General features: G+C 67.2%; 12 protein-coding genes. 4 read left to right on the top strand and 8 right to left on the bottom strand.

What is annotated here, in order from left to right; all coding sequences use genetic code 11:
* Positions 1–20 precede the first annotated feature (20 nt).
* Positions 21–1,169 (top strand): SRPBCC family protein, encoded by a 1,149-nt coding sequence (locus A5701_RS24900; RefSeq protein ID WP_067760533.1) that lies wholly within the window; start codon positions 21–23, stop codon positions 1,167–1,169.
* Positions 1,170–1,227: 58 nt separating this feature from the next.
* On the opposite strand, the gene A5701_RS24895 is transcribed toward A5701_RS24900, so the two are convergent.
* A complete protein-coding gene (locus A5701_RS24895; protein ID WP_067760531.1) occupies positions 1,228–2,574 on the bottom strand; it encodes a lipocalin-like domain-containing protein in 1,347 nt (448 codons plus the stop codon).
* Between the two features lie 97 nt (positions 2,575–2,671).
* On the opposite strand from A5701_RS24895, the gene A5701_RS24890 reads away from it, so the two are divergent.
* Complete coding sequence (locus A5701_RS24890; RefSeq protein ID WP_067760529.1) at positions 2,672–4,138, top strand: aldehyde dehydrogenase; 1,467 nt, start codon at positions 2,672–2,674, stop codon at positions 4,136–4,138.
* Positions 4,139–4,295: 157 nt separating this feature from the next.
* On the opposite strand, the gene A5701_RS24885 is transcribed toward A5701_RS24890, so the two are convergent.
* From A5701_RS24885 to A5701_RS24865, 5 genes are all read right to left on the bottom strand, one after another.
* The gene (locus A5701_RS24885; protein WP_067760527.1) at positions 4,296–4,745 is read right to left on the bottom strand and encodes a MaoC family dehydratase; all 450 of its coding nucleotides are present in this window, start codon (positions 4,743–4,745) and stop codon (positions 4,296–4,298) included.
* Positions 4,742–5,311: a MaoC family dehydratase gene (locus A5701_RS24880; RefSeq protein WP_369807449.1), complete on the bottom strand. Its 570-nt coding sequence runs from the start codon at positions 5,309–5,311 to the stop codon at positions 4,742–4,744. The genes A5701_RS24885 and A5701_RS24880 overlap by 4 nt, the downstream gene beginning before the upstream one ends.
* A complete protein-coding gene (locus A5701_RS24875) occupies positions 5,272–5,697 on the bottom strand; it encodes a nuclear transport factor 2 family protein (protein ID WP_067760525.1) in 426 nt (141 codons plus the stop codon). The genes A5701_RS24880 and A5701_RS24875 overlap by 40 nt, the downstream gene beginning before the upstream one ends.
* Positions 5,698–5,792: 95 nt before the next feature.
* Positions 5,793–7,379, bottom strand: coding sequence for an AMP-binding protein (locus A5701_RS24870; protein WP_067760523.1), 1,587 nt, complete (start codon positions 7,377–7,379; stop codon positions 5,793–5,795).
* Positions 7,380–7,390: 11 nt separating this feature from the next.
* Positions 7,391–8,518, bottom strand: a complete 1,128-nt coding sequence (locus A5701_RS24865) for an aromatic ring-hydroxylating dioxygenase subunit alpha (RefSeq protein ID WP_156670260.1) — start codon at positions 8,516–8,518, stop codon at positions 7,391–7,393.
* Positions 8,519–8,620: 102 nt separating this feature from the next.
* Here A5701_RS24865 and A5701_RS24860 point away from each other — a divergent pair, with 102 nt between their 5' ends.
* Complete coding sequence (locus A5701_RS24860; RefSeq protein ID WP_369807448.1) at positions 8,621–9,907, top strand: cytochrome P450; 1,287 nt, start codon at positions 8,621–8,623, stop codon at positions 9,905–9,907.
* An 8-nt stretch (positions 9,908–9,915) separates the two neighbouring features.
* Here the strand turns inward: A5701_RS24860 and A5701_RS24855 are convergent, their stop codons facing one another.
* Positions 9,916–10,107, bottom strand: a complete 192-nt coding sequence (locus A5701_RS24855; RefSeq protein WP_046185638.1) for a ferredoxin — start codon at positions 10,105–10,107, stop codon at positions 9,916–9,918.
* Positions 10,108–10,125: 18 nt separating this feature from the next.
* Positions 10,126–12,510: a CoA transferase gene (locus A5701_RS24850; RefSeq protein ID WP_067760519.1), complete on the bottom strand. Its 2,385-nt coding sequence runs from the start codon at positions 12,508–12,510 to the stop codon at positions 10,126–10,128.
* Positions 12,511–12,609: 99 nt separating this feature from the next.
* Here A5701_RS24850 and A5701_RS24845 point away from each other — a divergent pair, with 99 nt between their 5' ends.
* Positions 12,610–13,431, top strand: coding sequence for a FadR/GntR family transcriptional regulator (locus A5701_RS24845; RefSeq protein ID WP_067760517.1), 822 nt, complete (start codon positions 12,610–12,612; stop codon positions 13,429–13,431).
* The last annotated feature ends 4 nt before the right edge of the window (positions 13,432–13,435 follow it).

Genomic DNA, 13,435 nt, shown 5'->3' with positions numbered 1-13,435 from the left:
GCAAGGTCTGTACTGATCAGATGGAACGCGACCAGCTGATCGACCTCACCCGCCGCGCCTTGAAGTTGGCGCGCGACAGGACCACCGATCTCGCCCCGCAGGAGCACCGGGTCGAGGCGCGGGCATACACGTCGACCGAGCGCCACGTCCAGGACCGCGCCCTGGTGATGGCCAGCCCCCAGTTGGTCGGCTATGCCTCGGAGTTACCCTCCCCCGGCGCGTATTGCACCAAGACGGTGATGGGCCGGTCCATCTTGTTGACCCGCACGGCCGACGGATCGGTCAAGGCGTTCAACAACGTCTGCCTGCACCGCCAGTCGCAAGTGGCGACGGGATGCGGCAGCGCAAAGCGATTCACCTGCCCGTACCACGCGTGGACCTACGACAACACCGGGCGCTTGGTCGGCCTGCCGGGTCGGGAAGGGTTCCCGGACATCAGCGTCAAAGTCGACGGCCTGACCGAACTCCCGGCCGCCGAGTTCGCCGGATTCCTCTGGATCGCAATGGATCCCGGCTCCCCACTGGACGTCGCCGCACACCTCGGCCCGCTTGCCCCCGAGCTCGATTCGTGGGGCATCGGGCGGTGGTCGCCGCTGGGCGAGAAGGTGCTCGACTGCCCGATCAATTGGAAGCTCGCGGTCGACACCTTCTCGGAGAACTACCATTTCGCCACCGTCCACCAGCAGACCTTCGCCACGATCGCCCGCAGTAACTGCACGGTCTTCGATGCGTTCGGTCCGCACCACCGGTTGATCTTCCCGCTCAACACGATCCTGGGGCTGGACGAGGTCCCCGAAGATCAGTGGGATCCGTTCCAGAACATGGTCGTCATCTACGCGCTGTTCCCCAACATCGTGCTGTCGGTCACCATCGCCAACGGCGAGCTGTTCCGGATCTACCCCGGCGATCGACCGGGGAAATCGGTCACCGTGCACCAGAATTCGACACCGCTGGATCTGACCGACGAATCGGTGGCGGCTGGCGCGCAGGCGGTCTTCGAGTACGCCCACGCCACCGTGCGCGACGAGGACTACCGCCTCGTCGAGGGCCTGCAGGCCAACCTCGATTCGGGCGTTCGCGACCACTTGCTGTTCGGCCGCAACGAACCCGGGCTGCAACATCGCCACATCGCCTGGGACCGGGCGCTCGCCGAGGTTTGCGACACCTAAACCACGCACACGACACGCCGCAGAACGTGTGCGTGGTTTCAGTCTCGATGCGGCTCCCTCAATCGTCGACGGTCAGCGCCGCCACGAGGTCATCCAATAGCGTTGCCAAATCGCCGCTTTGGGCGGCGCGCACCGTGGTCAACAGCCCGACCGCTTCCTGTCGGCGTCCTCGGGCCAACAGCTGCACCAGCAGGCCCGCGGCCGTCTGCAGGTCCCGGTCGGCGGGTTCGAGGTTCGCGACGGTGGTGGCCAGCACCTCGACCAGCTCCCAGTCCCGATACAGGGCCAGGGAGCGCTCGTTGAACGCGAAACCGGTCACGGGCGTGCCCCACAGGGTCCCCCTGTAGCGGTACGGGCCCTCCATGTATTCGATGGGCAGGCCGTGCGCGGGCGCGGGCACCAGTGGTTCCCCGACGATGTCGAGTTGCATGGTGCGGCAGGTGATCCGGTGGCGATCCGGCATATATCGGGCGGCCGCATGCGGCCGCACCAACGGCTGCACCGCCTCCGGCCATCGCACATAGCTGCTGACCGTCACCTCGACGTCTTCGGCGCACTCCGGCGGGATGGCCGGGTCGGGATGACTCATCGTCACGCCGGTAAACGGCTGCAGCGCATTGGCGTTCGTGCGATCAAACTGCCGCCAGATGCTCAGGTCCACGCCGTTGTCGAAGTTGATGGTGCGCCATTCGTGGGACCGGGCCCGCGGGTCTCCCCCGGTCCCGCCGCCGCCCGCGTACTTCGGGAACCACTGCCGGTCGATGTGACCGCTGCTGCCGGAAACCTGTTCGACTTCATCGCCCCAACGCAGCGTGCCGGTCATCGCCATGCCGGTCTGGAAGTACGAGTAGGTCTCGGTTTGGCCGAAGCAACAGATCTTCCCGTTGTATGTCGAGGCGCCCACCGGTGTCGGTGCGCGCGTTGGCGTTACGGCCAAGTCCAGGCGCATCGGACGACCCGACTGATCCTCGCCGACCAGGCTGACGCGATACGTGTAGGGCAGCAGCTCTCCGTCGGCGTCGCGACACGTGGTCCACGACGCGGTGCCGGCCCCGCTGGAGTAATGGATGTCCAGATAACCCGGCGCCAGGCTGAGCTTGCGCTGCGCACCGGGCTTCATGTTGGCGGGCGGCATGTCGTAGTCCGTGTAGGTGCCGTAGTCACCGGTGGCGAGATCGAACAGCGCCAGCGTGTAAAAGTCCGCGACCACGGTCCCGCCGGGCCGGTTCTTGTTGAAGATGGTCAGGAAGGCAAACGATCGGTCGTCCTCGGCGGCATCGAGCTGCCCGGCGATGAACCAGGTGTCCGATTCCTGGTCCGGGTGTTCGCCCTCGGCGGCGGGAAAGTCCAGCTGGCTGTCGCCGGGCACCAACTGGAACGGGTAACTGCGCCAATCGCTGGTCATATGGGGCCTCGCTGCTTTTTTCGCTATGTTAGCGTCAATAGCGAAATCACGGTCACTGCGCCATGTGCACGCGCCCAACCCGTCGAGGAAGTGCCCGATGACAGCAATTGCCGACCACCGGTCCTACAGCGAACTCTTCATCGGGGGGCAGTGGCGTAAGCCCGCCAATCCCCAACAGCTCGCCGTCATCTCCCCGCACTCGGAAGAGCCGGTCGGACACGTCCAGGTGGCCGGGCCGGAGGACGTCGAAGCGGCCGTCGCCGCCGCGCGCCGCGCCTTCGACCACGGCCCGTGGCCGCGGATGTCCCACGCCGAGCGGATGGCCAAGGTCGAGCAGCTCGCCACGATCTACGGCGGCCACATTGAGGAGATGGCCGACCTGATCACCGACGAGATGGGCTCCCCGCGCAGCTTCAGCCGGATGGGCCAGGGGGCGGCTGCGGCGACGCTCATCCATCTGGCGCTGGCCGCCGCGCGCGACTTCCCGTGGGAGGAACGGCGCCAGGGCGTGCTCGGCGAAGTGCACCTGCGCAGGGCCCCGGTCGGGGTGGTCGGCGCGATCGTCCCGTGGAACGTGCCGCAGTTCCTGATCATGCCCAAACTGATCCCGGCGCTGATCGCCGGGTGCACCGTCATCATCAAACCCGCGCCCGAAACTCCCCTGGACGCTTTGTGGTTGGCGGAGATGATCGAGCAGCTGGACCTGCCCGAAGGGGTGGTCTCGGTGTTGCCCGGCGGCCCCGAGATCGGCGAGGCGCTGGTGCGTCATCCGGGTGTGGACAAGATCGCGTTCACCGGGTCGAGCGCCGTCGGCCGCCGCATCGCCGCTCTGTGCGGCGAACAACTCAAGCGGGTGAGCCTGGAATTGGGCGGTAAATCCGCGGCGATCATTCTCGACGACGCCGATATCGGCAAGACCGTCGCCGGATTGAAAACCGCAGGCCTGATGAACAATGGCCAGGCCTGCGTCGCCCAGACCCGCATCCTGGTCAGCGACCGGCGACACGACGAGGTCGTCGACGCGCTCGCCGACATGATGTCGGCCCTGCAGGTCGGCGATCCGGCCGATGACACCACCGACATCGGACCCCTTGTCGCGCAACGGCAACAACGCCGCGTCCAGGACTACATCAAGTCGGGTCAGGCCGAGGGGGCCCGCGTGGTCCTCGGCGGCCTGGACAGCCCTTCGGACCGCGGCTGGTATGTGCGGCCGACGCTCTTCGCCGACGCCACCAACGACATGCGCATCGCCCGGGAGGAGATCTTCGGCCCGGTGTTGACCGTGCTGCGCTACCGCGATGAGGACGACGCGATACGCATCGCCAACGAGACCGACTACGGTTTGGCCGGTTCCGTGTGGACCTCCGACATCGCACACGGCATGGAGATTGCGGCGGGGGTGCGCACCGGCACGTACGGCATCAACATGTACACGCTCGACATCGGCGCCCCCTTCGGCGGCTTCAAGCAATCGGGCATCGGACGCGAGTTCGGCCCGGAGGGGCTCGACGAATACGTCGAGTTGCAGACGTTGGTGTGCAAGGGGCAGTTGCCGCCGCTATAACCCGCCGTCAGTGCCCTGCCCGTGATCGGGGGCATATGGCGATTGCCATTTGCGATATCACCGGTGATATCACAATCCGAACCCGTCCCATGGTCGCGGCCATCGCTACGCCGTCTCCGGCCGCCATGACGGGTCGCGGCCCGGCGGTGCTACGTCGTCATCGGCCACTGGCGGGCAGCTGCAGGGTGAGCTCGACCGGGCAGCACAGCGCGCCGTGCTGATTGGTCACCTGGATCTCGATGTCCACGAGACAGCGGGGCGGGTCCACGGAGTCGTCGCGACGCTTGGCCACCGCGCGTCCCCGACCGATCATGGTGTCGCCGGCGTAGACCGAACCCGTCAGCCGCAAGGAGCGCCGCACCACGCGGCTGCTCGGGCCCGCCCAGTCGGTCGCGACACGGTCGGCGAAGCCGGCGAGGTGCATCGTGTTGACGTAGATTGTCGGATTGCCCTGGCGCCGCGCATATTCCGGGTCAAAGTGGCCCGGGAAGTAGTCCCACGTCGCTCCGGCGTTCTCGACCACTCGCTGGTAGCTGATGTGGTCGACCACCTCGGGCAGGTCTGCCGGAACGGTGATCGCGTCGAAGTCCAGGCCGTCGTCGCTCACGGCGATCCCCCCGGGGTGAACCGAAACAACGTGTTGCGGCACGTGGCGACCACCGTCTGGTCCTGGCGGCGATAGGTCTCCAGCGTCTCGACGAAATGGCCGACGCCCAGCCGCGTCCGCTTCTCCGGCGACACCGACACCAGTTCCTCGACGACGGTGAGCACGTCACCTTCGACGATGGGCTCGAGGAACTCGACGTCGTTGGCCGCGTTGATGAAGGTGGTGCCGGGCAACGGCACCCGCAGGACCAGGGACGCCGCCGGCGGCCTGCCCTGTGGCAGCCACGGCGGGGGGATCAGCCAACCCATCAACATCGCTGGGGGCGCCGGCAGCCCGCCCCACGTCCGGTTCGCGAAGTCGGCGTCCCAATAGGACCGATTGCGGTCGTGGACCATCGCCGCGAACAACTGGATGCGCGCGCCGCTGACCGCCGTGGCCGCGGTGCGGGGCTCGCTGGCCGCGCCGACCATCCGCAGCGCGTCTTCGTAGGTGCCGAAGGCCAGCTCGTAACTCAGATCCACGCCGCTCACATAACGAGCGGGTGCCTGCTGGGCACCGAATCCCATTGCAGCGTGCGGGAAGTGAAGTACCAGCCGCCACGCTCATAGATCAGCGTGTCCCGGAAGATCCCGGTGGCCCGCAACGTGGTGTCGCCGTACATGGCGGCGAAAAGCACGGCGACACAATGCTGTGTCGCGTTGACCCCGTCGACGCGGATCTCGTGGTCGAGGGTGACAAGCCGTTGTCCGTCACCTCCGTCGAACGCCGCACGCAGGTCGTCGAACGTGTCGCCGTCGCGGTGGTAGGTCGCGCCGGAGTGGCGGAACGTGGCGATCCAGCGCTCGCGGTCGCCGTCGGAGTAGGCCCGGTTGTGCCGGGCGTTCAGATTGAGGATGGCGGCTCGACCCGTGGCGGCCTGCAGCATTTGCTGTTCCTGATAGGACATGGTCATTGCGGTCTCCAGACTCTCCCGGGAAACGACTGCCAACGAGCGGACGGACGTAACATTAAAGTAACTTTCCGACGATTACGTAACATTAACGTAACTTACCGGCTAACGTTATAGCCCTGAGCTTCACGATCCCACGCCTCCTGAGTCACCCCCCGCTCGCGTAACAGGTCTTTGCGTATCCGCCCGATGACGTTCTTCGGAAGTTCGCGGACGGTCTCCACGAATCGCGGCACGCAGAAGTACGGCATCCGGGCCGCGCAGAAATCGAGCAGCTCGGTGTAATCGACTGTGGTCCCGGGCCGCAACGTCACCACCAGCAGGATGTCGTCCTCGCCCAACGAGCTGGGCACCCCGACCGCGGCCGCTTCGGCCACGGCGGGATGGCTCATGACGACGGCCTCCACTTCGACCGAGGAAACGTTCTCTCCCCGCCGGCGCAACGAATCCTTGCGGCGGTCGACGTAGGTCAGGTTGCCTTCGGTGTCGAGCCGGCCGAGGTCGCCGGTGCGAAACCATTCCTGGTGCGGAACCACCCGTGAGCCTTCGCCGACATAGCCTTCGCTCATCACACCCGGGTACCGGGCCCGGCAGGCGATCTCCCCGACCGCACCGGCGGACAGCGGGTCGCCGGCTTCGTCGACGATGCGTAAGTCGAAGTTCGGATTCGGCCGCCCCGACGTCCCGGGGACCCCCTCGTCGGCCAGGGCCTTGACGGCGATCGGGAACGCCTCGGTCATCCCGTACATCGTGACAATCCGGCAGCCGTAACGGTTTTCGATGTCGCGATACGCCTTGGCGTCGATCGGAGCCGCGGAGATGAATCGCAGTGGCAGCTGCGCGTCCCGGGGGTCCGCGGGCAGGTTGTGCAGCATCGACACCATGGCACCGGCGCCGGCGAAGCCGATGGCGCCGCGGGCACGGATGTCGTCCCACACCTGGCCGGGGTGAAACGCCTGGGCCAGCACGGTCGTCGCGCCGAACAGCATCGGCGCCAACACGCTGGGAGCCGCGCTCAGGTGAAACAGCGGCATCGCCGTCCAGAGCACCTCCCCGTCCCGCAGTTCCCAGGCCGACGCGACGGTCGCGGCCACGGTGAACAGGTAATGCCATGTCGTGGCAACCGCTTTGGACGGGCCGGTGGTGCCCGACGTGAAGAACAGGCATCCCACCTCCCCCGCCGCGGTGTGCGCCCCGGCGACCGCCGGCCCCCCGCCGCGGTTCAATGCCGCCCGGAGTGAATCATCTTGCAGCACAACGCTGGGCGCGGCTTCCAGCGCGTCGGCAACCTCGTCGACCCTGGGCCGCCGCTCGGCATCCGTGAGGATCACCTTGGCCTGCGACAACCGCAGGGCGTGCAGCAGGAAGTCTGCCTTGTTGGCGGCGTTGACGGCCGCGCTCACCGCGCCGAGGCGCGCCGCACCCAGCCAGAAGTACACCCACTCCGGGCACGTTGCGGTGAACAGCGCCACGCAGTCACGCGGGCCAACGCCGAAGTCCGCGAGCATGTTCGCCGCGGCGCAGGACCGCTGCCGCATCTGCTCGAAGGTCACCTCGACGCCGGCGATCGACATCATCACCCGGTCGGGATATTGCTCGGCGCGCCGGTCGAGCACCGCCGGCACGGTGAAATCGTCGACGCCGAAATCGGAGGGCCCTAACGGCGCGCTCCGGTCGGGGTGCATCGGCTCGCCGATTAGGCTTTCGCGGCCGCCGGATCGGGCTCACCGGCTGCGGTGTAACCGAAGTCGGACGGCGAGGCCTCGGTGCCGGGGTAGAAGCGGTGCGCCCACCGGCGAAGGGCCGCATAGTCGTGCGCCTCTTCGGGAGCCAGGTTCGGCTTCTCCAGGTACTTCATGTTCTCCCACGTGAAGAAGTCCTGTTTGATGACTTCTTGCTGCAGCGCCAGGAATTTGGCCGCGCGACCGGTCGGCACGTCGCCCGTATCGCCGGGCTCGCGGACCGACGCCTGTGTGTAGAAGTAGTCGGTGTAGTCCTCGTCGACCGGCGTTTGCCCCGTGACCTGCACGGTGGCCACCAGCTCGCTCGGGAAGCGGACCACCCCCAGCCCCAGGGAGTAGTTGTCGTAGATGATCTTGGCGTCGACCGGCCCGTTGGGGGTCAGCCAGGTCGACGCGCGCCCGCCGCCGAAATGGGCGTTGACGGTCGCGTGCAGGTGATACCCGGAGACCTCGAACGACGCGGTGGTGGCGGGATTGGCGGCCTTGTGCACGTATTGCACGTGGTACGGGTCGGCGGCGTTCTCGATGATCATCTGCGGGTGCACCTTCACCCGGTTGAGCATCTGCGTGTGCGGGTGCAGCGGGTAATACTCGTTGGTTTCCAGTTCGGGCAGCACCGGCGGCTGCCAGTACGGTGCCCGCCCGTGCCGCTCGTGCCAGGCGAGGATGAAGCCGTACCACTCCACGGTCGGGTAGGTGCGGATGCGGACGTTGTTCTTGCAACCGATCTTGCTGTAGGGAATCAGCGCATTCGTGCCGTCACCCCGCCAGCGCCAGCCATGCCAGGGGCAGACGATGTTGTCGCCTTCCACCGTGCCGCCGACGCCCAGGTTGGCGCCGAGGTGTTGGCAATAAGCGTCCATCACGTGCACCTGGCCGGACTCGGTGCGGAAGATGACGAGTTCCTCACCGAAGTAGTGCGCCCGCTTGACCGCCCCGGCGGCCAGGTCGGAGCCGAATGCCACGATGAACCAACCGGTCGGGAACCGATAGGTCGACAGCGCGATGCCGGCCTGTCCGAACTCGCGTTCCGAGGGATCTCCCGCCGGATCCGAAGCCGGGTCCGAAATTGTATGCGTCACGAGCTCTCCATATCCCGCCCTGCCCAGGCGAGCCGAGCGCAACTGGGCCGCCCTTCGATCACCGCGGTTCGACGACAAGGTCTATTTTTACTATTTTAAGCATTGAACGTCAACGCGGCGCCAACGCGTCCGACAGAGCGGGGTTTGAAGATGACGGCTGCGGCGGTGGACCTTTCCGACTTCGCCCTGTGGCGCAACGGGTTTCCCGACGACCTGTTCGCTGACCTGCGGCGCAACACGCCACTGTTCAGGCACGAACTGACCCCCGGCGTGGCCAAGACGGTGCACCGCGATTTCTGGGTGGCGACCCGACACCGGCACGCCGTTCGCCTGCACCGCGACACCGAGTCGTTCACCGCGGCCGACGGGCCGCTGATTCAGCCGGTCGCGATGTTCTCGTCGTCGCCAACGATCATCACGCTGGACCCCCCGGACCTGAACAAACGCCGCAAACTCATCTCAAATGCGTTCAATCCGCGAGCGATCGCAAAGCTGGAGGACGGCATCCGGGCGCGCGCGGCGCGGATGATCGACGACCTGCTCGCCGCGGGCGGCGGCGACTGGATCTCCGACGTCGCCGACGCATTGCCGATGACCGTGATCGGCGACATCATCGGCATCCCCGATCAGGACCGACCGCGCGTATTCGACCTCTTCGACCGCATCCTGAAGGCGCTTGCGCCCGAAGCCCGTCCGACCGGGCAGGTGGAACTCGAGCTCTTCGCCTCGGTCTTCGACTACGCCATGGAGCTGACCGCCGAGAAGCGGCGTAACCCGACCGATGACATCTGGAGCACCCTGGCGTCGGCGGTGATCACCGGCGACGACGGTGTGGAATTCAGGTTGCCCCCCAACGAACTCGAATTCTTCTTCTTCGTCCTGGCTTTCGCCGGCAGCGACACCACCAAGAACGCACTCGCGATCGGGCTGCAGGCCTTTCTCGCCAACCCCGAGCAGATCGAACGCTATCGGACGGACGAGGGCCTGCGCCCGACCGCGATCGAGGAGGTGTTGCGCTGGGCGTCACCGGTGGCCTATTGGACGCGCACCGCGAAGGTCGACGTGGAGATGGACGGCCAGCACATCGCCAAGGGCGAGCGGGTGGTGTCGATGCTGCGGTCGGCGAACCGTGACGAGGAGGTCTTCTCCTCGCCATTCACCTTCGACATCGGCCGTCAACCCAACCCGCACGTGGCCTTCGGTGGCGGGGGACCGCACCATTGCCTCGGCGCGATGCTCGCGCGGGCGGAACTTCGCGCGGTCTTCGACGAGCTGTTGCTGCGCTGCGACGAGATCGAGATCGGGCCGGCCACGGTGGCTTATCCGAACCTGATGACCAACATGTCGATCTACGACGAGATGTCGATCTCGCTGACCGAGCGGCGCTAGCCGCCAGGTCAGTCGATCAGCCGCAGCGCGGCCTTGGGGCACTGGTCCACCGCGGCCCGCACGTCGATCTCGAGCCGCGGCGGCACGGGTCCGTCCGCGATCTGCACCACGTCCTCGTCGCCCAGCTCGAAGACTTCCGGCGCCAGCGATTCGCAGAAACCGTTGGCCTCACAAAGGTTTTCGTCAACCGTCACGCGCATCAGATGCCCTCCACTTCTCTAGAGGCCCTTGGGTCGGGTCCCGATCACCCCGCTGCTCGCGAGGCGCGTCAGTTCTTCGTCGGTCAGCCCGCACCGATCACGCAGCACGTCCTCATTGTGCTCGCCCAACCGCGGCGGTGGTCGCAACAGCCAGCTGTCCTGGCCGGAAAGCCGCGCGAACGGTGGGCAGGGGTACAAGCCCGCGCCGGTGCTGGGGTGGTGCAGCGTCTCCAGGAAGCCCCGGTGGCGCAGTTGGAGATTGTCGGTGACCAGCGACGGCGACACGACCGGAGCGGCGGGTATGCCCGCGGCTGCCAAGCGCTCCACCGTCGGGTCACGCGGTTGCCGGCCGAACCACTCCGCTAGCCGGCGATCGAGGTCGTCGGCCCGCTGACACCGCCCCGTGACGGTGGACAGCTGCTCGTCACACCACGCCGGTCGATCCATCAACTCGACCAGCGCATGCCACTGCCGGTCGTCGCGCACGGTGACCGCGATCCAGTCGTCCTCCCCGGCGCAGCGGTAGATGTTCTGGATCGCATCGCCGAAACCGCGGTTACCCCGCCGGGTCAGCGTCGTCCCGAAGACCTCCGACTCGATCGCCTGTATCGCGGTGGCGTTCAGCACCGTTTCCAGCATCGGCAGCTCGACGAGCTGGCCCGATCCGGTGCGGTCGGCGAAGTTCAGCGCGGCCAGCACGGCGAAGGCGGCGTGCACGCCGGCCAGCGGGTCGCATGCCCCGCGCGGCGTGACAGGCGGGGTGTCGGGCAGTCCGGTCACCCACGCCAGGCCGGCGATCTGCTCCATGGTGGGGGCGAATCCGACCCGGTCCCGCCACGGGCCGTCCAGCCCGAAGGCGGGCATGCGGGCGACTACGAGCTTGGGGTTGACGTCCAGCAGCACGTCGGCGGTCAGGCCGAATTGCTCCATCACCCGGGGTGAGAAGTTCTCGATCACCACGTCTGCGCCGGCGGCCAGCTCGGTGAACAGGCGCCGCCCGTCTTCGGATCCCAAATCCAATGTCACCGAACGCTTGTTGGTGTTCATGGCGTGGAAGACCCAACCGTATTCCCACCAATCGTCGACGTCGGTGCGCATGCCGCCCGAGTAGCGGATGCCGTCGGGCCGCTGTATCGATTCGACCTTGACGACGTCGGCGCCGAACGCGGCCAGCAGGTGGGTCGCCGCGGGACCGGCCCAGAACGCAGTCAGGTCGACGATGCGCACACCGGACAGGGGAAGATCCGTCGCCGGCGACACCACGGCCATTTCTCTTGGAAGCGGAGCGTTTTCATCGTCAGCCTCGCCCAGGGCGGGGGCTACGCGCGGTGGGGCGGGCGCGCACTCCGACATCAGCCACGGCGCTCGCGGCTGGTGAAAGCCGGCGGGGTTGGCCACGAAGGCGCCGCGCTGCGTCACGTACTCCATCTCTCGGATCGTGGAGCCGTTGCCGAGCGCCGCGATGGGCAACCGGAACAGTTGGCCGAGCTCGACGATCTCCTCGACGGTCCGTTCAGCCAGCCAGGGGCCGATCTGTTCGCGGATCAGGTCGCGGTAGGCCCACCGGCCGATCTGGAAGCGGAGCTGTTCGATCTCCTCCAGCTGCGGGCACTCGACCATCGCGACGAAGTCGAGCCATTGCTGGCCGGTGACCATGGTGATCCCGACGTAGCCGTCCTTGGCGGGCTCGATCGACGGGACTTCCAGCGTGCGGCGAACCGGCGGCACGCGGAGCAGCTGAGAGTGCAGCCATTCGCTGCTCTGCATCGCGGTCAGGGCCTCGAGCATGGACAGGTCGAGGTGCTCGCCGGGTCCGCCGCGTTCGACGCGGCGGCGCACGGCCAGCACGCCGAACGCGGCATACACGCCGCCCATGTACTCCCCTAGGTCGCCGCCGATGGAGATCGGCGGCCCGGCGGGATCACCCCGGAAGCCGGGCGAGCCCGCCCACGCCTGCAGGGTGAATTCGCTGGCGGCTCGCCCGGCGTACGGTCCGGTCCAGCCGAAGTCGGAGATCGTGACGATGATCGCGCCCGGAGCCGCGGCCAGCAGCAGCTGCGGGTCGACGCCCAGCGACGCGGCCCGCTCGCGCCCGGCCGTGAGCACCACCACGTCCGCCGCGGCGAGTTCCGCGGAAAACCGCGCGGAGCCGGGCGGGCACGTGATGCTGCGCTTGCCTGCGCTGAGATACGCGAAAAACGGCGAGCTCTGCCCGTCCGGCACCGGTGACCGCGTCGCGGAGTAGTGGCGGAGCCAATCACCCTGCGGCGGTTCGATTTTGCGCACCTGCGCCCCGGCATCGGCCAGCAGCTTCCCGCAGTAGCTGCCGGCGATCCGGTCACTGATCTCGACGACACACAGGTCGTGCAGCGGTGTGGGCCGGCTGTCGGACCGCTCGCTCACTTACACCCGCCCTCCCGATCGACACGCGATCGAAGAAGCTATTTATACCATTACTGCTAAAATAGCTAAGCCAGCGAGTTGATTGGTTTCGAGGATCGGATGACCGACTTGGGAATTGGGCGCGACGCCCGTCGCCGATTGTCGGCGCCGCGGATCGCTGAGATCGTAGCCGACGAATTGCGCCGCCAGATCATCAACGGCGACCTGGCGGACGGCGACCTCCTGCCGCGCCAAGAGGTCCTCGTCGAGCAGTTCAACGTGAGTTTGGTTTCGCTGCGCGAAGCGCTGCGCATCCTCGAGACCGAGGGCCTGGTTTCGGTCCGGCGGGGTAATCGCGGCGGCGCGGTCGTGCACGCGCCGGCGAAGACCAGCGCCGCGTACATGCTCGGGCTCTTGCTGCAAAGCGAGTCGGTCGCGGTCGCCGACCTCGGTATGGCGTTGCAGGAACTCGAGCCCGCGTGCGCCGCGCTGGCCGCCCGGCGGCCGGACCGCGCGGACACGCTGGTTCCAGAGCTCAACAGGGTGAACGACGCCATGGCCGAAAACATCGAGGACGGCGCGCTGTTCACCGAAATCGGCCGGGAATTCCACGATCTCGTGGTGCGCGGTTGCGGAAACCACACCATCATCGCGGTGGTCGGCAGCTTGGAGACGCTGTGGACCAGCCACGAACAACAGTGGGCGGACGAGAGCGCGGCCCGGGGCACCTACCCCTCGCTGGCTCAACGCCGCGCCGTCCTCGGCACGCATGTCAAGCTGACCGAGACCATCGCGGAGGGCGACGTCGACAGGGCGCGCCGCATCGCGGGTCGCCATCTCGCCGACACGCAGACCTACGTGCTCTCGGATCGGCACGACCAACGTATCCACGCGCTGTCGCCGCAGGCTTTGTCGCGGACGCGGGATTTCCGGCAACCCTAAGAGG

The sequence above is a fragment of the Mycobacterium sp. E3305 genome (genome assembly GCF_001666785.1).
Lineage (GTDB): Bacteria > Actinomycetota > Actinomycetes > Mycobacteriales > Mycobacteriaceae > Mycobacterium.
Note: the sequence above shows the minus strand (reverse complement) of the source record. Positions and strands in the feature narration are given on the sequence as shown.

Bases quoted from the DNA above. Each gene is read 5' to 3' on its own strand.
- A5701_RS24880 (WP_369807449.1), bottom strand. From the start codon at position 5,311: ATGGGATTCGGTGCCCAGCAGGCACCCGCTCGTTATGTGAGCGGCGTG.
- A5701_RS24895 (WP_067760531.1), bottom strand. From the start codon at position 2,574: ATGACCAGCGATTGGCGCAGTTACCCGTTCCAGTTGGTGCCCGGCGAC.
- A5701_RS24845 (WP_067760517.1), top strand. From the start codon at position 12,610: ATGACCGACTTGGGAATTGGGCGCGACGCCCGTCGCCGATTGTCGGCG.
- A5701_RS24900 (WP_067760533.1), top strand. From the start codon at position 21: ATGGAACGCGACCAGCTGATCGACCTCACCCGCCGCGCCTTGAAGTTG.
- A5701_RS24855 (WP_046185638.1), bottom strand. From the start codon at position 10,107: ATGCGCGTGACGGTTGACGAAAACCTTTGTGAGGCCAACGGTTTCTGC.
- A5701_RS24890 (WP_067760529.1), top strand. From the start codon at position 2,672: ATGACAGCAATTGCCGACCACCGGTCCTACAGCGAACTCTTCATCGGG.
- A5701_RS24870 (WP_067760523.1), bottom strand. From the start codon at position 7,379: ATGCACCCCGACCGGAGCGCGCCGTTAGGGCCCTCCGATTTCGGCGTC.
- A5701_RS24875 (WP_067760525.1), bottom strand. From the start codon at position 5,697: ATGACCATGTCCTATCAGGAACAGCAAATGCTGCAGGCCGCCACGGGT.